This window comes from Romboutsia sp. D33t1_170424_H2 (genome assembly GCF_015669105.1).
GTDB lineage: Bacteria > Bacillota > Clostridia > Peptostreptococcales > Peptostreptococcaceae > Romboutsia_C > Romboutsia_C hominis.
Map to the genome: position 1 here is coordinate 203109 of NZ_JADOZQ010000002.1, position 21775 is coordinate 224883.

General features: G+C 28.7%; 22 protein-coding genes. 20 read left to right on the forward strand and 2 right to left on the reverse strand.

Annotated elements, in window-relative coordinates:
- Positions 1-4 precede the first annotated feature (4 nt).
- The 10 genes from I4U66_RS03910 to I4U66_RS03955 all read left to right on the forward strand — a co-directional run bounded on the left by I4U66_RS03910 (position 5) and on the right by I4U66_RS03955 (position 9432).
- Complete coding sequence (locus tag I4U66_RS03910) at positions 5-706, forward strand: zinc metallopeptidase (protein ID WP_092924331.1); 702 nt, start codon at positions 5-7, stop codon at positions 704-706.
- 56 nt (positions 707-762) lie between these two features.
- Positions 763-2088, forward strand: a complete 1326-nt coding sequence (rsmB, locus tag I4U66_RS03915; RefSeq protein WP_092924334.1) for a 16S rRNA (cytosine(967)-C(5))-methyltransferase RsmB — start codon at positions 763-765, stop codon at positions 2086-2088.
- A gap of 9 nt (positions 2089-2097) precedes the next feature.
- Positions 2098-3129 carry a 23S rRNA (adenine(2503)-C(2))-methyltransferase RlmN gene (rlmN, locus tag I4U66_RS03920; protein WP_092924337.1) on the forward strand — a complete coding sequence of 344 codons (1032 nt, stop codon included), beginning with the start codon at positions 2098-2100 and terminating at the stop codon, positions 3127-3129.
- A gap of 18 nt (positions 3130-3147) precedes the next feature.
- Positions 3148-3897, forward strand: coding sequence for a Stp1/IreP family PP2C-type Ser/Thr phosphatase (locus I4U66_RS03925; protein ID WP_092924340.1), 750 nt, complete (start codon positions 3148-3150; stop codon positions 3895-3897).
- Positions 3898-3909: 12 nt separating this feature from the next.
- Positions 3910-5817, forward strand: a complete 1908-nt coding sequence (gene pknB / locus I4U66_RS03930) for a Stk1 family PASTA domain-containing Ser/Thr kinase (RefSeq protein WP_092924343.1) — start codon at positions 3910-3912, stop codon at positions 5815-5817.
- A gap of 168 nt (positions 5818-5985) precedes the next feature.
- Positions 5986-6870 carry a ribosome small subunit-dependent GTPase A gene (gene rsgA, locus I4U66_RS03935; protein ID WP_092924346.1) on the forward strand — a complete coding sequence of 295 codons (885 nt, stop codon included), beginning with the start codon at positions 5986-5988 and terminating at the stop codon, positions 6868-6870.
- A 1-nt stretch (position 6871) separates the two neighbouring features.
- Entirely contained in the window at positions 6872-7528 is a 657-nt protein-coding gene (rpe, locus tag I4U66_RS03940; protein WP_166505868.1) for a ribulose-phosphate 3-epimerase, read from the forward strand.
- 9 nt (positions 7529-7537) lie between these two features.
- The gene (locus I4U66_RS03945) at positions 7538-8182 is read left to right on the forward strand and encodes a thiamine diphosphokinase (RefSeq protein WP_195928513.1); all 645 of its coding nucleotides are present in this window, start codon (positions 7538-7540) and stop codon (positions 8180-8182) included.
- A 432-nt stretch (positions 8183-8614) separates the two neighbouring features.
- A complete protein-coding gene (locus I4U66_RS03950) occupies positions 8615-9142 on the forward strand; it encodes a flavodoxin domain-containing protein (protein WP_092924354.1) in 528 nt (175 codons plus the stop codon).
- Between the two features lie 140 nt (positions 9143-9282).
- Positions 9283-9432: a 2-oxoglutarate translocator gene (locus I4U66_RS03955; RefSeq protein WP_092924358.1), complete on the forward strand. Its 150-nt coding sequence runs from the start codon at positions 9283-9285 to the stop codon at positions 9430-9432.
- A 226-nt stretch (positions 9433-9658) separates the two neighbouring features.
- Here I4U66_RS03955 and rpmB read toward each other — a convergent pair whose 3' ends face one another.
- Positions 9659-9847: a 50S ribosomal protein L28 gene (gene rpmB, locus I4U66_RS03960; protein ID WP_092924361.1), complete on the reverse strand. Its 189-nt coding sequence runs from the start codon at positions 9845-9847 to the stop codon at positions 9659-9661.
- 311 nt (positions 9848-10158) lie between these two features.
- On the opposite strand from rpmB, the gene I4U66_RS03965 reads away from it, so the two are divergent.
- The 6 genes from I4U66_RS03965 to I4U66_RS03990 all read left to right on the forward strand — a co-directional run bounded on the left by I4U66_RS03965 (position 10159) and on the right by I4U66_RS03990 (position 15940).
- Positions 10159-10509, forward strand: a complete 351-nt coding sequence (locus I4U66_RS03965) for an Asp23/Gls24 family envelope stress response protein (protein ID WP_092924364.1) — start codon at positions 10159-10161, stop codon at positions 10507-10509.
- Between the two features lie 14 nt (positions 10510-10523).
- Positions 10524-12146, forward strand: coding sequence for a DAK2 domain-containing protein (locus tag I4U66_RS03970; RefSeq protein WP_195928514.1), 1623 nt, complete (start codon positions 10524-10526; stop codon positions 12144-12146).
- A 69-nt stretch (positions 12147-12215) separates the two neighbouring features.
- Positions 12216-14273 (forward strand): ATP-dependent DNA helicase RecG, encoded by a 2058-nt coding sequence (gene recG, locus I4U66_RS03975; RefSeq protein WP_092924370.1) that lies wholly within the window; start codon positions 12216-12218, stop codon positions 14271-14273.
- A 40-nt stretch (positions 14274-14313) separates the two neighbouring features.
- The gene (gene rsmD / locus I4U66_RS03980) at positions 14314-14865 is read left to right on the forward strand and encodes a 16S rRNA (guanine(966)-N(2))-methyltransferase RsmD (RefSeq protein ID WP_092924373.1); all 552 of its coding nucleotides are present in this window, start codon (positions 14314-14316) and stop codon (positions 14863-14865) included.
- Between the two features lie 50 nt (positions 14866-14915).
- Positions 14916-15413, forward strand: a complete 498-nt coding sequence (coaD, locus tag I4U66_RS03985) for a pantetheine-phosphate adenylyltransferase (protein ID WP_166505864.1) — start codon at positions 14916-14918, stop codon at positions 15411-15413.
- A gap of 2 nt (positions 15414-15415) precedes the next feature.
- Positions 15416-15940 (forward strand): hypothetical protein, encoded by a 525-nt coding sequence (locus I4U66_RS03990; protein ID WP_092924379.1) that lies wholly within the window; start codon positions 15416-15418, stop codon positions 15938-15940.
- Positions 15941-15966: 26 nt separating this feature from the next.
- Here the strand turns inward: I4U66_RS03990 and I4U66_RS03995 are convergent, their stop codons facing one another.
- Positions 15967-17166: a sporulation integral membrane protein YlbJ gene (locus I4U66_RS03995; protein ID WP_092924383.1), complete on the reverse strand. Its 1200-nt coding sequence runs from the start codon at positions 17164-17166 to the stop codon at positions 15967-15969.
- 102 nt (positions 17167-17268) lie between these two features.
- Here I4U66_RS03995 and I4U66_RS04000 point away from each other — a divergent pair, with 102 nt between their 5' ends.
- From I4U66_RS04000 to I4U66_RS04015, 4 genes are all read left to right on the forward strand, one after another.
- Complete coding sequence (locus I4U66_RS04000; protein WP_092924385.1) at positions 17269-17985, forward strand: FadR/GntR family transcriptional regulator; 717 nt, start codon at positions 17269-17271, stop codon at positions 17983-17985.
- Between the two features lie 128 nt (positions 17986-18113).
- Positions 18114-19667: an L-lactate permease gene (locus I4U66_RS04005; RefSeq protein WP_092924388.1), complete on the forward strand. Its 1554-nt coding sequence runs from the start codon at positions 18114-18116 to the stop codon at positions 19665-19667.
- Between the two features lie 19 nt (positions 19668-19686).
- On the forward strand, positions 19687-20961 hold the full coding sequence (gene larA, locus I4U66_RS04010; RefSeq protein WP_092927404.1) for a nickel-dependent lactate racemase: 1275 nt from the start codon (positions 19687-19689) through the stop codon (positions 20959-20961).
- A gap of 16 nt (positions 20962-20977) precedes the next feature.
- A complete protein-coding gene (locus I4U66_RS04015; protein ID WP_092924391.1) occupies positions 20978-21766 on the forward strand; it encodes an electron transfer flavoprotein subunit beta/FixA family protein in 789 nt (262 codons plus the stop codon).
- The last annotated feature ends 9 nt before the right edge of the window (positions 21767-21775 follow it).

The following is a 21775-nucleotide window of genomic DNA, read 5'->3' on the forward strand; positions in this document are numbered from 1 at the left end:
TTATATGTTTTATCCATATGGATATGGGTATGGTTTAGACCCTACAATTATGATATTAATTCCAGCGATACTTTTTACTATTTATGCTCAATTTAAAGTAAGTAGTACTACTAGTAAGTATCTAAGAGTGAATTCAAGTAAAGGTTATACTGGAGAACAAGTAGCAAGAACAATATTAAATTCTAATGGATTAAATAACGTATCTATAGAAATGGTTACAGGGCATTTAACTGACCATTATGATCCAAGAAGTAATACTGTTAGATTATCACAAGATATATATTATGGAACATCTATAACATCTATATCAGTTGCGGCACATGAATGTGGCCATGCAATACAGCATGCTAAAGGATATGTACCACTTAATTTTAGAAGTGCTTTAGTTCCTATAGTTAATTTTTCATCTAATATATCTTGGTTATTAATTGCTTTAGGATTTATAATGAGGGGACCATTTTTAGAAATAGGAATAATACTATTTGCAGCATCAGTCTTATTCCAAATAGTAACATTACCAGTTGAATTTAATGCATCAAGTAGAGCTATAGTTCAGCTTAATAATCTAGGAATAGTAGACAAAAGAGAATCTAATCAAAGTAGAAAGGTTCTTACAGCAGCAGCATTAACTTATGTAGCTGCAGCATTAACTTCAGTTTTACAACTACTTAGATTATTAGCAATAGCAAACAGAGATAATGATTAAAGGAGATTGTCCTAGGGTTTCTAGGACTTTTTCTGTTTAAATTAAGGAGAAATAGCATGAAGGCAAGAGAAATAGCATATAAGGTACTTTTAGATATTGAGGAGAATAATAATTATTCTAATACATCAATAAATAAACATTTTAAGAAAATTGAAATGACTAATCAAGATAGAGGTCTTGCTACAGAATTAATATATGGTGTAATAGAAAATCAATATTATTTAGATTATATAATAAATAAACTTTCTAAGATAAAGACACAAAAGATGTCAACTTGTGTTAAAATATTGCTAAGATTAGGTGTATATCAGATAGCATTTTTAGATAGTATATCTGATTATGCAGCTGTTAATGAGACCGTAAATTTAGTCAAAAAATATGATAAAAGATCATCAGGATTTGTAAATGCAATACTTAGAAATATAATAAGAAAAAAAGAAGAGATTTTAAAAGTAGATATAGATGATAACATAATGTATTTATCTACTAAATACTCTTATAGTCCATGGATGATAAAAAATTGGATTAAAAACTTTGGAGAAGAATTCACAAAAGATTTATTAGATTCTAATAATGAAAAGCCAAATTTATACTTAAGAGTTAACACTTTAAAAATTAACAGAGATGAACTTATAGAAAAGCTAAATAATATAGGTGTAAAAGCTTATAAAGTAAACCTTATAGAAGAAGCTATAAGAGTGGAAAACTTTAAAAATATAGAAAATAATGAATTGTTTAAAGAAGGATTATTTACAGTTCAAGATATAAGTTCAATGTTAGTTGGAAAAGTAGTTAATCCTAAAAAAAATTCATTAGTACTTGATATGTGTAGTGCACCAGGTGGAAAAACTACTCATTTAGCGACTCTTATGAATAATACTGGAGAAGTTTTGGCCAGAGATATATTTGAACATAAATTAAAACTTATAACATCAACAGTAAATAGATTAGGTCTTAAAAATGTAGTTGTAGAAAAATTTGACTCATCTAAAGTAGATGAAAAAAGTATAAATAAATTTGACTATGTATTGGCAGATGTACCATGTTCAGGACTTGGAATAATAAAAAGAAAACCAGAAATAAAATATAAAACAAAGGCAGAACTAAAAGATTTACCTTTAATACAAAAAACTATATTAGAAAATGCATCTAAGTATGTTAAGAAAGATGGAATACTTGTATATAGTACTTGTACTATAGAAGATACTGAGAATATAAATATAATAAATGAGTTTATAAAGACTAACAATGATTTTGAATTAGTACCTATAGATGAAGTGAATGTAGATTTAGATAACCAAGATAAAGGATATTTAAAAATATATCCTAACATACATGGAATGGATGGTTTCTTTATAGCAAAATTAAGAAAAGTAAGGTAGTGATAAAATATGAATCAAGATAAAGTTGCATTAAAAAACTTTACAGAAGAAGAGCTAAAAGAGTTTATGAAAACTATAGGAGAAAAAGCTTTTAGAGGAAGTCAAGTTTACTCTTGGATATACAAGGGTGCTAAGACTTTTGATGATATGAATAATATTCCAAAAAGTTTAAGAGAAAAATTAGCTGAAGTATCCTATATAGGAAATATAGAAATCGAATTGAAATTAGAATCAAAGATTGATAAAACTAAAAAGTATTTATTTTTATTAAACGATGGTAATATAATAGAAACTGTAATGATGGATTACGATGATAGAGTTACAGTTTGTATATCAAATCAAGTAGGATGTAGAATGGGATGTAAGTTTTGTGCATCTACTATAGATGGGCTTTTAAGAAATTTAGAGCCTTGGGAAATCTTAGATCAAATACTAAAAATACAAGAAGATACAGGTAAAAGAGTATCAAACCTTGTTTTAATGGGAAGTGGTGAACCACTAGATAACTTTGAAAATACTAAGAAGTTTTTAGAAATAGTAAATGATAAAAATGGTTTAAATATAGGTTATAGACATATAACTTTATCAACTTGTGGTATAGCACCAAAAATGAGAGAACTTGCAGATTTAGAGATACCTATAAACCTTGCTTTATCACTTCACTCTCCATATGATGAAAAAAGAAAAGAAATTATGCCAATAGCAAATGCATATCCTATAAAGGAGATACTAGATGCTTGCAAGTATTATATAAAAAAGACAAATAGAAGGGTTACCCTAGAGTACTCTCTTATAAAAGGTGTAAATGATTCGCCAAATGAAGCAAATGAACTAATAAAGTTACTAAAGGGCATGTTATGTCATGTTAACTTAATACCTATAAACAATGTAGAAGAAAGAGACTTTAAACGTCCAGATAAGTCTCATATATACAAGTTTAAAGATATATTAGAAAAAAATAATATACCAGCTACAGTTAGAATATCTATGGGCTCTGATATTGGTGGAGCTTGTGGACAATTAAGAAGAAAGCATAAGTAGCTTTAGGGGGGAAGTCTAATGATTTATAGTTGTGACTCAGACATAGGCCTAGTTAGGAAAAATAACGAAGATTATTGTATGGGTGAAATTATAAAAACGGATTCTGCTGATATAGGCATATTTGCCCTAGCAGATGGAATGGGTGGACATAAAAAAGGAGAAGTTGCAAGTAAGCTAGCAGTAGATAATATAATGTTTTTCTTAAAGGAAAACTTATTACAAAATAATAACATCAAAATAGACTATATAGATGATATAATAAAACAAGCTTATAATGAAGTGAACTCCATAATATATAAAAAGTCTATAAGTGGTGAAGAATATTCAGGCATGGGGACTACTTTAACAACGGCTATACTATATAAAAATAAGTTATATGTAGCTAATGTTGGAGATAGTAGATGTTATTTATTAAGTAAAAATGAATTTAAAAAAGTTACAATGGATCATTCTGTAGTTGAAGAGCTAATAAAGGCAAACATCATAACAGAGGAAGAAGCAAAAAATCATCCTAGAAGAAATCATATAACAAGAGCTATGGGAAGTGAAGAAATAGTTATTGTCGATATATTTAAGCATGAAATAGATAGAGGAGATAAAATTCTTTTATGTAGTGATGGTTTAACAGGATTTGTTGATAATGAAAGTATTGAAGAGATTATGATGAAAGATACTGAAGTCAAAGAGATAAGTGATGAGTTAATAAATAAAGCAAACAGCATGTCTGGAAGGGACAATATATCTGTTATAGTAATAGAGGATAAATAGGATGGTGATAAAGTGGGAGAGACTGTTTTAGGTAATAGATATGAAATTATTAGGAAAATTGGCGATGGAGGAATGGCTTTTGTATATGAAGCTAAAGATAGACTTTTAAACAGAACTGTAGCTGTAAAAGTTTTAAGACCTGAATTTGTTGATGATGAGGAGTTCTTAGGAAAATTTAAAAGAGAAGCAGAAGCTGTAGCTAGTTTATCGCACCCTAATATAGTAAATGTATATGATGTAGGAGAAGATGGAAAAGTTCATTACATAGTAATGGAATTTATAGATGGGCAAAATTTAAAAGAAATAATAAAAAATGAAGGTGTTTTAGATGAATATACTGCACTTGATATAACAAAACAAATAGCTATGGCTCTTAGTGCAGCACATAGAAAAGGTATTATTCATAGAGATATAAAACCTCACAATATACTTATATCAAATGAAGGCAGAATAGTTAAAGTAGCAGACTTTGGTATAGCTAAGGCTGTATCTAATTCTACTATGACAAACATTGGAAGTATAATAGGTTCTGTACATTATTTTTCACCAGAACAAGCTAAAGGTAAATTTGTAACTAGTAATGCAGATCTTTATTCTTTAGGAATAGTATTATATGAAATGTTAATAGGTAAGGTACCATTTAGGGGAGATAGTCCTATATCAATAGCACTTCAGCATATAAATGATAATTTAGATTTCACTCAAGAGGAGAAAGTTAGAATTCCTCAAAGTGTAAGAACTATTATAAAAAAGCTAACAGAAAAATCTAGTGCTGATAGATATCAAAGTGCAGAAGAATTGATAGAAGATATTGAGTACATAGAAAAGAATATAGACTTAGATTTTATAAAAGAATATGATAACTATGCTACTCAAAAGATAGAAGATAGGGAATTAAGAAACTCTATGGTTAATGTTGATGATAATCAAGAAGAAGCATATGATGATGAATATGATGATTATGAAGACGAAGACGAGTATGAAGACCCTAAGCAAAACAGAAATGATAAAAAGAAATCTAAGAATTCAAATAGAAGAAAAAAAGAAGTAAAAGAAGATAGCCCTTTAATGAAAAAAATACTTGTAGTTGCAGCAGTAATATTGATAATAATATTAGGTGCTCAAGTTTATTTAGCAGGCAAGTATTTATTAGGATCTAATAGTAATCAAACAGGAGTAGAGACAGTGATTACTCCTGATGTTAAAAATATGAGCTTAGATGAAGCTCAAAGAAAGCTAGATGATTTAGGCTTAAATGTAACAATAAAAGAAGAATATGATACAAATGTAGAAGCTAACCATGTAATATCTCAAATGCCGGAAGCTGGAAAAGAAGTAAAAGAAGGAGATTCTGTAACTATCGTTTTAAGTAAAGGTAAAAAACAAGCTCAGGTTCCAAATGTAGTTGGACTTAGCTTAATAGAAGCAGAGAGTGTACTAAGAGAAAATAATTTAGTTTTAGGCAATGTTAAGCAAGAGTTTAGCGAAAGCTTTAAAGAAGGAAATATAATTAGACAGACACCTCAATCAGGGACATCTATTTCAGGGAATGGAGAAGCAGTTGATGTAGTGGTAAGTAAGGGACCTAAGCCAGTAGCACCACCTGAAGAAAATAAAAAAGAGGAAAGTGATAATACACAAACTCCTCCAGTAGTTACACCAGACGAAAATCAAAACACTAAACCAGAGACAGGTAATGGTTCAAATAATTCTGGAAATAGTCAAGGTAACTCAGGGGAATCAGGTAATACTACTCCAGAAAAACCAGGGGATAATGCTGGTGGTAATACTGGAGGAAACACAGGTGGAAATTCATCTAGTGGAGAAAATTCAAACAATGGAGGAAGTAATCCTTCTCAAGGTGGAGGAAATAACACTGGTACTGAAGGAAGTGGAAATACTACACAATCACAAGAATAAATTAGTTAAACAAAAAAGTCCAACTTAATAAGTTGGGCTTTTATTTTAATAAATATTAATGATATTTTAAGTAATAAAAAATAAATATAGGTTAATTGTTAACTTATTATGATATTATATAAAAATAGGAAAGAATAATTATGCTAGAAAAATTAGAGGAGGAAATAGATGTTAGATGGAAAAATTGTAAAAGGAATAGGGGGATTTTATTACATAGACACTGAAAATGGGATATATGAATGTAAAGCTAGAGGAATATTTAGAAAGCAAAAGATAACACCTTTAGTTGGGGATAGAGTAAAAATAAATATAGTAGATGAAGAGGATAAAAAGGGTGTAATAGAGGAAATAGACAAAAGAGATACAGAACTTATAAGACCACCTATAGCAAACGTAGACAAAGCACTTATAGTATTTGCTATAAAAAATCCTAAGCCTAATTTATCGTTATTAGATAGATTTATAGTATTGGCTGAAAAGGAAAATCTAGATATAGTCATAGTTTTAACTAAAGTAGATTTAGATGAAGATGGAGATTTAGTAGAAGAGCTAAAAAATATATATGAAATAAGTGGATATAAAGTAATACCAGTTAGCAATAAAACTAAATTAAATATAGATAAGATAAAAGAAGAATTAAATGGAAATGTAGTAGTATTCGCAGGTCCATCTGGGGTAGGTAAGTCAAGTCTATTAAATGAAATAGATAAAAACTTTGAGTTACAAACTGGTGAAGTAAGTGATAAAATAAAAAGAGGTAAGCATACAACAAGACATGCAGAACTTTTAAAACTAGAGTGTGGGGGAATGGTAGCAGATACACCTGGATTTAGTTCTCTAACTCTTGATGATATAGAAGAAAGTGAACTTAAAGAATATTTTATAGAATTTGATGAGTTTGATGACTGTAGATTTGGTTTTAGATGTATACATGAAAATGAACCAAGTTGTGCAGTTAAAGAAGCTGTTAGTGAAGGAAAAATATCTAAAAAAAGATATGATAGCTATATACAATTATTAAATGAAATAAGACAAGGGAAGAGGAGATATTAAAATGATTAAATTAGCACCGTCAATATTATCAGCAGATTTTGCAAGACTATTAGAAGATGTAAAAAAAGTAGAAAGTGCAGGATGTGAATACCTTCATATCGATGTTATGGATGGACATTTTGTTCCAAATATAACTTTAGGGCCAGGTCTTGTTAAGTCCCTTAGAAAAGATGTAAATATGGTATTTGATGCACATCTAATGATAGAAAATCCAGATAATTATATAAAGGATTTTGTAGATGCAGGTTGTGATTTAATAGTTGTTCATCAAGAAGCATGTAAACACTTACACAGAACTATACAAAATATAAAATCGTACAATGTAAAAGCTGGAGTTGCACTAAACCCAGCAACACCAATAGAAACTATAAAACATGTAATAGAAGATGTAGATATGGTACTTATAATGACTGTCAATCCAGGATTTGGTGGGCAATCATTTATAGAGGGTATGATACCTAAAATAGAAGAATTAAAAAAACTAATAGATGATAGAAATTTAAATATAGACATACAAGTTGATGGAGGAATAAAGCCTACCAATGTAGATAAAGTTGTTAAGGCTGGGGCTAATATAATAGTTGCGGGTTCTGCAATATTTAATAGTGATGATATAGTAAAAACAGTAAATTTATTTAGAGAAAATGCTAGTTTATAGGTATAAAAATTGAAAAAAGCTTGCATTATACTAAATGGAAAATCAGAGAACTACAATAATATTAAAGAAATATTAGCCAAAAATAAGTACGACTATATAATATGTGCAGATGGAGGAGCAAATCATATCTACAACATGGATATAGTTCCAGATTATATAATAGGGGATTTAGATTCTGTAGATAGTAGTATAGTCAATTATTATAAGAACCTAAATGTAAAGTTTGAAAGGTTTCCTTCGAAAAAAAATGAAACAGATACGGAGTTGTGTATTTATCTAGCTAAAAATCTTAAAGTAAAGGAAATTGATTTTTATTTTGCTTTGGGAGGAAGAATAGATCATATTATTGCAAATATAAACTTATTGTACTTTGTAAAAAGTATAGGAATGATACCTACTATAATAAGTGAAAAAGAGATAATACAGATAGCTATAAATGAAGAAATAGAAATTAAAGGAAATATAGGAGATACTGTATCAGTAATACCTTTAAGTGGTGATGCAAAAGGAGTTACCCTTACTAATTTTGAATATCCTTTAGAGGAATATGATATGAAGTTTTATCTGCCATTAGGAATATCTAATGTAATGTTAGAAAATAAATGTAGAGTAAAAGTAAATGAAGGTAGTGTACTTGTTATTAGAAATATATAAAAGATGACGAAAGTCATCTTTTTTTATATGTTTCTAATTAATATGTTTTTATTACTTATTATATAAAAAATCTAATTCCTCTTTTGTCCAGTCAGTAGGACCCTCACTAGGGTTTATAAACTTATTCCAATAAGTTCCGGTATGAGAGTCAAAGATGATTATATTTGAATCATTAGGACTGAAGAATTGATATCTATTATGATTTTCTTTAAGTGATATAAATAAACTTACTGCAACTATGCAAAACCCTAGAATTATTGAGAATCCAATAACAAAAATTGATTTATTATTAATAAAAATCACCTCACTTTTAATTTAATTGTAGTCTTATAAATAATATAAATTCATTAAAATTAAAATATTTAAATTATATAAAAGGAATGTAAAACATATAAGTCAAATATAGTAGTATTATGAGTTAGGGGGTATTTTATGGATAATAAGGTAGCGGTTATATATAAATCTAAGTATGGAAGTACCAAAAAATATTCTGGATGGATAGCAATGAGGCTAAATGCTGATTTATATGAAGTTAGTGATATTAGAAATAAGGACTTAAAAGAGTACGACACTATAATATATGGTGGTGGAATATATGCAAGTAAAATAAATGGAATAAGTTTTATAGAGAAAAACTTTCATAATATAAAAGATAAAAGAGTAATAATATTTACTGTAGGTATGGAGTCAATCTCTGAAGAATTAAGAAAAAAGCTAATAGATAAAAATTTTAGTGATGAAATAGCAAGTAATATAACTTTAGTTAATTTTAGAGGTTCAATATTCTATAATGAATTAAATTTAAAAGATAAAATCCTTATGAAGGGATTAAAGGTATATATAGATAAAAAAGATTTTAGAGATCTTACAGAAGATGATAAGTTGATTTTAGATAGTTTTAATAAACAAATAGATATGTGTGATAAAAAAAGTATAGATAAATTGATAGAACTTTTGTAAAAGATGTATTTTGAAATACGTCTTTTTATTTTGAAAAAATTTATTAATAAAAAGTGGGACAGGTCTAAATATGGACTATTTTGCATAAATTTAATATATACATAAGTTTAAATAGTAAAATAACTCAAGGAGGTGTTTTAATGAAAAATAGCTCTAAGGTGTTATTGGGAATGTTATGTTTGTCAACAGGAGGAGCAGTACTTTTATCTATGATGCTTCCGGGGTGGATTTGGACATTACTTACAGCAGTTATTTTAATTGGATGTGGAGTTTTACTATTTTTTTATTGATACTTGAATATGCTTTATAAGTAAGCCAAATAAATAATATTATTGGGGGAATGTTAAATGAAAATGGTAACAATAAAAATGCCTAAATGGATAGCTGGAATTATATTAAAGTTTATGAAGGGAAGCAAGAAAAAGTAATTAATGTAATTACTATAATCATTAGATAAAATTATAAAAATACATATAAAATAAAAAAGCCTACTAATTAGTAGGCTTTAAAGAACAATTAAGCTCTTTCTATTTTTCCAGAACGTAAACATCTAGTACAAACTTTAACTCTCTTAGGAGTTCCATCTATTATAGCTCTAACGCTTCTTAAGTTAGCTGACCATGTTCTTCTGTTATGTCTATTTGAGTGTGATACTTGGTTTCCAGAAACCTTTCCTTTACCACATACGCTACATACCTTTGCCATTTACGTACACCTCCTTAAAATGATAACTATTTAAAGACTAAAAACATATTTATATTAACATAAATATTAAAAACGTGCAATAGAAATATATATTTGCTTAACAAATATTGAACAATGTCTTGTTATCATATAAAATTATATATATAATTTTGTATAAAGTAAATATTTAAAATAAAATATTTACTATTACAAAATAATTACGTAGGTTTAAATTATATCATATTTATAGTATTATAGGATATATAAATTTTTATAATAATATAAATAAAATATTTATTCCAAATAAAAATATGAACCTAAGGGGGTAAATCATGAGCGTAAAAGTAAGTAATCAATATGGAAATATAGAAATAGATAAACATGTTATAGCACAAATTGCATACAGAGCTGCTATGGAAAGTTATGGATTAGTAGGTCTAGCATATAAAACTAAGGGTATAGTAGAACTATTAAAAGGTGAGAACGTATTAAAAGGTGTTTTAGTACAAGAATTAGAAGATAACACTATAGCTATAGAATTATATGTTATACTACAATACGGAACTAATATATCTACTGTTGCAAATAACATAATAGATAGAGTAAAATATACAGTTGAGAACACAACGGCTATAAAAGTAAGTAAAATAGATATCAATGTTCAAGGAATTAGAGTTAAGTAATTAGGAGGAAGAAAATGATTCAATATATAGATGGTAAATTATTAAGAGATATGTTTGTGTCAGGTGCAAATAATCTTCAAAATAATAAAGATTTAGTTGATAAACTAAATGTGTTTCCAGTTCCAGATGGAGATACAGGAACAAACATGTCTCTTACTATATCTTATGCAATGAAAGAATTGTCTAAGGTAGAGGGGGATAATATAACTGAAATAGGTAAAGCTCTATCTAAAGGTTCTTTAATGGGAGCTAGAGGAAATTCAGGTGTTATACTATCTCAAATAATAAGAGGATTTGCAAAATCAATAGAAGGAAAAGAAAAGATATCTACATCAGATTTAGCAGATGCATTTAAGAATGGTTCAGATACAGCTTACAAGGCGGTTATAAAGCCTATAGAAGGGACTATACTTACAGTAGTAAAAGAGAGTGGAGAATATGCACTTTCAGCTTGTAAGAAAGAAAAAGATTTAGTAGCATTCTTAGAAATGGTTATAAAGGAAGCTAATAATTCATTAAATAGAACACCAGAATTATTAAAAGCACTAAAAGAAGCTGGAGTTGTAGACTCTGGAGGTAAAGGTCTAGTACTAATATATGAAGGAATGTTAGAAGCTCTAAAAGGAAATTCTATAGAGGCTTTAGAAAAATCATCTACTACTACGACACAATCATCAGCTCAAGCACAAATAAATACGGATGATATAAAGTTTGCTTATTGCACAGAATTTATATTAGAAAGTGATAAAGTAAGCGACTTACAAATAAGAGATATGATGATGAAGTATGGAGATAGTTTAGCAGTAGTTGGAGATGACGGTGTAATAAAAGTGCACGTTCATACTAATGATCCAGGACTAGTATTACAAGATGCTTTAAAATATGGACAATTAATAACTATAAAAATAGAAAACATGAAAGTACAACATGAAAACATATTGCTTGATACAAAAGATGAAACAGCATCAGCAGTAGAAGAAAAAGAATATGGATTCATAGCAACTTCTATGGGTGAAGGACTAGCTCAAATTTTTAAAGATTTTGGTGTTGATTACATAATAGAGGGTGGACAAACAATGAACCCTAGCACAGAAGACTTTATGAAAGCTATAGAAGAAATTCATGCTAAAAATATATTTATATTCCCAAATAACAGCAATATAATAATGGCTGCTAATCAAGCAAAAGAATTAAGTGAAAAAAATATAATAGTAATTCCTACTAAAAATACTCCTCAAGGATTTACAGCATTAGTAAACTTCAATGCAGACTTATCTGTAGAAGAAAATGAAGAAGCTATGATGGAGTCTTTAGGACTAGTTAAATCAGGTCAAGTTACATTTGCAGTTAGAGATACTGTTATGAATGATATAGAAGTTAAAGAAGGTAATATAATAGGTATAGCAGAAGGAAAATTACAATCTGCTGGAGATGGTGTTGATGAAATAACAACTAAGCTTATAGAAAATATAGTAGATGAAGATAGCGCTATAATAACTTTATTCTATGGTGAAGATGTAAAAGAAGAAGATGCAAACAAACTTCGTGACGAGTTAGAAGAAAAGTTTGAAGACATAGATGTAGAATTATATTACGGAGGTCAACCTCTTTATTACTACTTAATTTCAGTTGAATAATATTTAAAAAATCCTGTAAAATCCTACTTAGTAAGGATTGTACAGGATTTTTATCTAATAGGTGATAATATGGATTTAAATAAAGATATACAGTATGTAAAAGGAATTGGACCTAAAAGAGCTCAAAAACTCAATAAATTAAATATATTTACGCTAAAAGATCTATTATATTATTTTCCTAGACAATTTGAAGATAGAAATAATATAAAAAAGATTGCTCAACTAGAAAATGAAGATAGAGCTACTATAAAAGCTATTATAGTAGGAAGCCATACGTCATCTCCTAGAAAAGGTCTTAATATAACTAAGCTAGACGTAAGAGATGAAACAGGGTATGCAAAATTAGTATTTTTTAATCAAGAATATATAAAAAATGCATTTAAAGTTGGAGATACTATATTAGTATTTGGTAAAGTTAAAAAAGAATTTAAAAATGTAGAATTAACTTCTTGTGAAGTGGAGCACCTTAGCAACTCACCAAAATCTACATGTAAAATAATACCTGTATATCCTTTAACTTATGGAGTTACTAATAAAGAAGTAAGTAGCATAATAAAAGGAGTGCTTAATGATAAGGAAATAAACATAAAAGAGTATCTTCCAATTAATATATTAGAAAAATATAAGTTATGTAGCATAGATTACGCTGTTAGAAATATTCATAATCCAAGCAGTAAAGAAGCCTTAAAAATTGCTTTATATAGAATCGTATTTGAAGAATTTTTAATGCTACAGTTAGGATTATTTATGTTTAAAAATGGAGTAAGTGAAGTCGATGGTATAAAGTTTTTAGAAAATAAGAAACTAGAAGAAATAAGAAGTTCATTACCATTTAAATTAACGAAAGCTCAGGAGAGAGCATTAAATGAAATAATAGATGATATGAATTCAAATAGTGCTATGAATAGGCTAGTACAAGGTGATGTTGGATCAGGTAAAACAGTCGTAGCTCTTTTAGCATTATCACATTGTATTTTAAATGGATATCAAGGTGCATTAATGGCTCCTACTGAAATATTAGCTGAACAACATTATATTTCTCTTACAGAAACTTTAAAGCCTTTTGGAGTGAATGTAGAATTACTAGTTGGTAGTTTAACAAAGAAGAATAAAGAAAAAGTTTTAGAAAGAGTAAAAAATAAAGAAATAGATATATTAATAGGAACTCATGCACTAATTGAAGATAAAGTAGAATTTAATAATCTAGGGTTAGTAATAACAGATGAACAACATAGATTTGGAGTTAGGCAACGAAGCAAATTATCGGAAAAAGGAGAGAATCCAGATATATTAGTAATGACGGCAACTCCAATACCAAGAACATTAGCTCTTATACTTTATGGAGATTTGGATATATCTATAATAGATGAGCTTCCTCCAGGAAGGCAGCCAATTGAAACTATAGCAGTTGATAAAGGAAAAAGAGATAGAGCTTACAACTCATTAGTTAGAAAAGAAGTAGAAAAAGGAAGACAAGTTTATATAGTGTGCCCTCTAGTAGAAGAAAGTGAAGCTATAGAAGCTAAAGCAGCTACAGAACTAGTTGATGAGCTAAAGTCCGAATATTTTAGCGATCTTAGAGTAGGTCTTTTACATGGAAAGATGAAAGGCAGCGAAAAAGATTCTATAATGAAGAGTTTTAAAAATAAAGAAATAGATATATTAGTTTCAACAACAGTTATAGAGGTTGGAGTTAATGTTCCCAATGCAACACTTATGATAATAGAAAATGCAGAAAGATTTGGGTTAGCACAGCTTCATCAGTTAAGAGGTCGTGTAGGTAGAGGAAGTCATAAGTCTTATTGTATATTAATATACTCATCTAAATCAGAAGTTTGTAGACAACGAATGTCTATAATGGAAGAAACAAATGATGGATTTAAAATATCAGAAAAAGATTTAGAAATAAGAGGGCCTGGTGAATTTTTTGGAACAAGACAACATGGTTTACCAGAATTAAAGGTTGCAAATATATTTAAACACATGAAAATACTTAAACTTGCTCAACAAGAAGCTAGAATTATATTTTCTAAAGACTCTAAGTTAGATAATTATGAAAATAAAGGCTTAAAACGTGAAATTATGAATAAATTTGAGAATATAGTTAAAGAAATTTCGTTAAATTAATATAAAATTATGCTAAAATATACAATGAGGTGAAGGTACGTTGAGAGTAATATCAGGAAAAGTAAGAGGATTAAAGTTAAATACTCCTAAAAATGAAGATGTAAGACCAACAACAGATAGAGTTAAAGAATCATTATTTAATATGATAAATCCATATATGATGGAAAGTAACATATTAGACTTATTTGCTGGAACTGGTTCTTTAGGAATAGAGTGTTTATCTAGAGGTGCTTCAAAATGTACCTTTGTGGATGTAAGTAGAGAGAGTATAGCTTTGGTAAAATCCAATATAAAGAAAGCTAGATTTGAAAATGAAAGTGAAGTCTTAAACTTAGATTTCAAAGATGCTATAAGTAAGCTTAAAATAAAAAATAATAAATTTGATGTTATATTTATGGATCCTCCATATTATAAAGACATGTTTATTGATGCTCTTGAAAAAATAGACAATGCAAATATACTTAAAGAAGATGGTATAATTGTAGTCGAACATGATACTAAAGATAAATTCCCAGAAGAAATAGGCAGTTTAGAAAAAAGTAGAGACAAAAAGTATGGGAATACAACTTTAACATTTTATAAGTTAAAATAGAATATATAAAATCCTAATATCAATGTTAAAATGGAGGGCTAAGCAAAAAGATGAATAAAAAAATAAGAAAAGCTATATTTGCAGGAAGCTTTGATCCAATAACTAATGGACACTTAGATATAATATGTAGAGCTTCTAAAATATTTGATGAGTTGCAAATAGGGGTGCTTCATAATCCTAATAAAAAGGGAATGTTCACTTTTGAAGAAAGAGTAGAACTTATAGAAAAATGTACTAATCATCTTGATAATATAAAAATAGTAAGTTTTAATGGACTTTTAGTAAATTATTGTGAAGAACATGGTATAGATACTTTAGTAAGAGGAATTAGAAATGGTACTGATGTTGAGTATGAACTGCAAATGGCTCACATGAATAAAGAGTTAAATCCTAATATTGAAACTGTAATATTAGCAACTAATCCAAAGTATTCATTTATAAGCTCCTCGTTAATAAAGGAAGTATTAAACTTTGATGCAGATATAAAAAACTTAGTTCCAGAAGTTGTATTAGAAGAACTTAAAAGAAAAACTAATAGGGGGAAGTAACTATGTATGTAGATTTAGAAATAATTGAATTGTTAGATGAATTAGAAAGTATGATAAATAATGCATCTTCAATACCTTTTTCTCAAAAGTCTGGTATAGATAAAAATGAAGTATTAGGTGTTATAGGTGAAATAAAATCATTAGTTCCAGAAGAAGTAAAGCAAGCAACATGGATTAATAAAGAAAGACACAAAATAATAAATGATGCAAAAATAGAAGCACAAGAATTAGTGGAACAAGCTAAAAAGGAAGCACAAAGAATACAAGATGAGTACAATGAAAAAGTAGAAGAGTTAAAGAAAAATTCTGATGAAATTTTAAATGCTTACTTAGAATCAAGTGAACCTATTCAAAAAGCAGAATTACAAGCTAAAGAAATGATAGCAAGAGCAGAAAGAATAGCAGGTGAAATAAGACTTGGATCTATAGAGTATGCTGATAATGTACTTTTAAGTTTAGAACATAATATAAAGGATTTACTAGAAGAAATATCAAGAGATAGATTAGAGTTAAATCCAGAACAATAATATAAATGCTATAAAAAAAGAAAGTGTTAGCTTTCTTTTTTTATAGTGATCTTTTCTAGCCTTGAAAGAAGATTTAAAATATAAACTATAAATATTACTAAAAGTACTGTATTGTAATTAGACAAATAAAAATTAGATACACTACCATGGTAGATATAATTATAAGTGTTAGAGAAATTGGAAACAAGTGAAATTGATTCTATTAAAGGATATAGTAAAAATGTAAGAATCCCTGATATAATCCCATGAAAAAATTTACTTAATATGTATATAGGTACGCTAATATCTGTTTTTGATATAAAGGTACAACATTGGGCAAGTATAGAAATACCACTAAACCCTATTAAGAAACTAGCTAGAGAGGCTTTTAAAGCTTCTGAAACATTAGATACAGATGATATTTTATTACAACCTATAGTTATTTCAAATAAGCCACTTATAAGACCGTAACAAAGTTCTTTTGTAAATCCTAACAGAGATAGAGGAATATATAAGATAAAAGCAATGACATCAACTATTTTAAATAATGTAAGTACCTTAAAAATCACTGAAAATACTATTACAAAACCGCCAATCATAAGCAGTGTATTAACACCACTATTTACAGCATTTCCAAATAGAACAAAAAAGCCTTGACCATTAGAGAAACGAGTATTTATTGTATTTTTAATATTAGCTTTTAGGGATATAGATGAACTAGAAACAATATCTTTACCGTAACCTCTAAAAAACAATCCTATAGATATAGACCCTAAGTAATGGCAAATAATCATTAAATAACCAAGATTGGGATGTTTAAACATACCAGTTGCTACAGCACCTATTATAAATAGTGGCCCAGATGTAGAGCAAAAAGAAATTAGCCTTTGCCCTTCATCCTTAGAAATTTGAGAATTAAGCCTAAGTTCTGAGGCAAGTTTTGCACCTACAGGATAGCCAGAAACTGTTGATATAAGAAAGACTAAGGCACTTTTCCCAGAAACATTAAAGATAAACTTAGTAAAAGGGTTAATTATAAACCCAATTATATCAACGATTTTTAAATCAACAATCAAGTTTGCACCTATAATAAATGGAAGTAAAGAAGGTATTAGTATTGTGGTCCAAATTTCTATGCCTTCCTTAGCAGCCTCTAAGGAATCATTAGGAAAAATAATTATTCCAAGTATAATTAATAAAACGATACAGATAGGAACAAAAAAACATATAATTTTTCTTTTCTTCATAAGCATCACCTAATAAAATATATAGTATAAGACAAGTATATTTAAGGAAGAAGATATATATGAGAAAAAATATATAAATAATATAAATTTAAGGGGGATATCATGTTTGTTAATATTTCAAATAAGAAAGTTTATGAACTTGTAATAGAACAAATACAAGATAAAATCTTAAATGGGGAATTAAAAAAAGGAGATAAGCTCCCATCGGAAAGAGAATTATCAGAGCAGATGAGTGTAAGTAGAACATCTATTAGGGAAGCAATAAGGGTATTAGAGACTATGGGGGTGGTTGAAAGCAAACAAGGCGATGGAAACTTTATATGTACTAATATAGAAAAGTCACTAATAGAACCTCTATCTATGGTATTTAAATTAAATGAAGGTACATGGCAAAATGTATTGGAACTAAGAGAAGTATTAGAATTACAAACCGTAAAAATAGCAGCAATAAAAGCAACAAAAGAAGACTGTAAAGAATTAAAAAATATAATAGGTGCAATGGGAAAAGAAAATAGTATGAAAAAATACAATAGTAAGAAAATAATCCAACTTGATCAAAGATTTCACAATAAAATAGCATCTATAAGTAAAAATTATCTTATAGAAAGTGTATTTATAACATCATCTAAACTATTTGAAAGGTTTATAGAAGATGCAAGAGAAAAAATTATAGAAAATTATAGAGATGAAGAACTATTATTTGAAAATCATAGAAGGATATATGAAGGAATAAGCAAAAATGATCCGATATTAGCTTATGAAGAGATGAAAAGACATATGGAAAATATAAGAGAAAGCTATATAAAAACTATTGGTTGAAAATTGTTAATTTTCAATCAATTATTGCGGTTTATAAATATCTCTTATATTATATAAAATATAAGTGGTAATACCACTGACCATCATTCAAGTTACCGACATAAAATAAAATATATAGGAGGTACTTGATGAACGAGTATGTATTATTTTTAATAGCTATAATACCGATAATATGGTTAATTGTATCCTTAGGGATAATGAAACTACCAGCACATAAAACCTGCTTTGCAACAGTTATATTAACATTTATTATAGCTATGGTATTTTGGAAAATGCCATTTGTAGATGCTATTACGGCATCTATAGAAGGAGTATTAGTTGCATTATGGCCAATTCTTTTAGTTATAGTTGCAGCGCTATTTACTTATAATTTAGCAGTTGAAACTAAAACTATGGATACTATGAAAAAAATGTTATCTAGTATTACAACAGATGACAGAATACAAGTGCTTATACTAGCTTGGGGATTTGGAGGTTTTTTAGAAGCTGTTGCAGGATACGGCACAGCAGTTGCAATACCAGCAAGTATATTAGCATCTTTAGGATTTAATCCCATATTTGCAGCTATAATATGTCTTATAGCTAATACAGTACCAACAGCTTTTGGAGCAATAGGCATACCTGTAAGTACATTAGCATCAGTGACGGGACTAGACGTAATGAGATTAAGTTATTTAACAGCAATTCAATTAGCACCATTCATAATAGTAATACCTTTTGTATTAGTAATTTTAACAAAGAAAAGCCTTAAAGCATTAAAAGGAGTATTTTTAATAACTTTAGCATCAGGGGTAGCATTTGCATTACCTCAAATATTTGTAGCAAAGTATCTAGGAGCTGAATTACCTGCTCTTATAGGAAGTTTATGTAGTATGCTAATTACAATTCTTATGGCAAAAGCAATGAATAAAAGAAAAGATATGTCAGAAGAAGAAAATAGAATAAAAGGAAGTGTAGCATTAAAAGTCAGTGTAAGTACAAAAGAGGGTATATTAGCTTGGCTTCCATACATATTACTATGTGTTTTAATTTTAGCAGCAAGTCCATTGTTCACATCTATAAATGAATTTTTAGCTAGATTTGCAAGTCAATTTAAAATATACACAGGAGAAGGAGCAGCAACAACTGAATTTATATGGATAAATACACCGGGTATTGTAATAATAGTTGCTACATTTATAGGTGGATTAATACAAAGAGTAAAAGTATCTACTATGATAAATGTATTTATAAGAACTGTAAAACAATTATCTAAATCTTTTATAACTATAACATCTATAGTTGCTATATCAAAACTTATGTCTTACAGCACAATGACGGCATCAATATCTTTTGGGCTAAGCGCAATAACTGGATCATTTTATCCTGTAATATCACCACTTTTAGGCTCAATAGGTACATTTGTAACAGGTAGTGACACATCAGCAAATATATTATTTGGTGGCTTGCAATCTCAATCAGCTACATCTTTAGGCATAGACCCATATTGGATAGCAGCAGCAAATACTGCAGGGGCAACAGCTGGAAAAATGATATCGCCTCAAAGCATAGCTATAGCAACATCTGCTACTGGATTAATAGGAAAAGAAGGTAAAATTTTAAACTCAACTCTTAAGTTTTGTTTAGGATATGTAGTAATATTAGGAGTATTAGTTTATTTTGGAAGTTATATACAGATATAAAAATATAAGGGGGGAAAATATGCCTACTTTAAAAGTTCCGTATTCTAAAGAGGGAATGATTTTAAATATTCCAGATGAAAATTTTTTAATGACACTTCAATCTAAAGCACATACATATAAAGTCAATAGCACTCAAGAAGAAATAGTAGAAAATTCATTAGACAATCCAATAGGCTCTAAGAAATTAGAGGAATTAGCAAAAGATAAAAAAAGTATAGTCATAATAACTAGTGACCACACAAGACCTGTACCAAGTAAAGTTACTATGCCAATAATCTTAAAAAGAATAAGAAAAGTAAATAAAGATGCAAGTATAAAAATATTAATTGCTACAGGGTTTCATAGAGAAAGTACAAAAGAAGAATTAATTTATAAAATGGGTGAGGAAATAGTAGAGAATGAAGAAATAGTAATGCATATATCAACTGATGATTCTCAAATGGAAAAAATGGGAGTATTGCCATCTGGTGGAGATTTATATCTAAATAAACTAGTTAAAGAAGCAGATTTATTAATAGCAGAAGGTTTTATAGAACCCCACTTCTTTGCAGGTTTTTCAGGAGGTAGAAAAAGTATATTACCAGGCATAGCATCAGCAAAAACTATAATGTATAACCACTGTAGTGACTTTATAGATAGTGAAAATGCCAGAACTGGAACACTACAAAATAATCCTATTCACGAGGATATGGTATATGCAGCTAAAGTATCAAATCTTATTTTTATACTAAATGTTGTAATAGACCAGGACAAAAAAGTTATAGCATCTTTTGCTGGAGATGTAGAAAAAGCACATAAAAAAGGATGTGAATTTGTAACAGCGTTATCTAAAGTTAAATCTCATAAAGCTGATATAGTTGTTAGTACTAATGGAGGGTATCCTCTTGATCAAAATATATATCAGTCTGTAAAAGGAATGACCGCAGCAGAAGCTACTTGTAATAAAGGGGGAGTAATAATTATGATATCTGCCTGCAATGATGGTCATGGAGGTCAATCTTTTTACGATAATATAGCAAATGCTAAATCACCAAAAGAAGTTTTAGAAAAGGTAAGAAAGGTAAGTAGAGGAGATACTGTACCTGACCAATGGGAGTTTCAAATATTAGCTAGAATACTTGAAAATTACACTGTTATAATGGTTACAGATAAGTGTGATAAAGATATGATAGAGAATATGCATATGAAGCATGCATCAAACTTTGAAGATGCTTTAAATATGGCATTTCATATAAAGGGAAGGGATTCAAAGGTTGTAGTTATTCCTGATGGAGTATCTGTAATAGTTAAATAGTTAAGGGGGATAAAGTATGGAAATTTTAACATGTATTAAGCAAGTTCCAGGAACTTCTGAAGTTGAAGTAGATGAAAAAACAGGTGTGCTTAAAAGAGATGGTGTAGATTCTAAAATGAATCCATATGATTTATACGCATTAGAGACAGCACTTAAAATAAAAGAAAAAAAAGGTGCGACTTTAAAAGTATTGACAATGGGACCACCACAAGCAAAACAAATTGTAGAAGAAAGTTTTATGATGGGAGTAGATGAGGGAGCTATACTTAGTGATAGAAAATTCGCAGGTGCTGATGTACTTGCAACTTCTTATACACTATCTCAAGGTATAAAAAAAGTAGGAAATCCAGATTTAATAATATGTGGAAAGCAAACTACTGATGGAGATACAGCTCAAGTTGGACCAGAAATAGCTGAATTTTTAAATATACCACATATTACAAATGTAACTAAAATAATAGAAATTAAAGATAAAAGTATAGTAGTTGAGTGTGATATGCCAAATACATTAGAAGAATGTGAAATAAATTATCCATGTTTAATAACTGTTGAAAAGGGCATATATGAACCGAGATTACCTTCTTTTAAATTAAAACTAGATACTAAAAATAGAGAAATACCTATGTATAGTTTAAGTGACTTTGAAGATCAAGATGAAAACAATTATGGACTTAATGGTTCGCCAACCCAAGTATTAAGAATATTCCCTCCAACTTCTAATAATGAAAAAGAAGTTTTAAGAGGAAGTAGTGAAGAAATAAGTGAAAAGTTAGCAAATAAACTTAAGGAGTTAAAGTTAATATAAGGGGGGGAT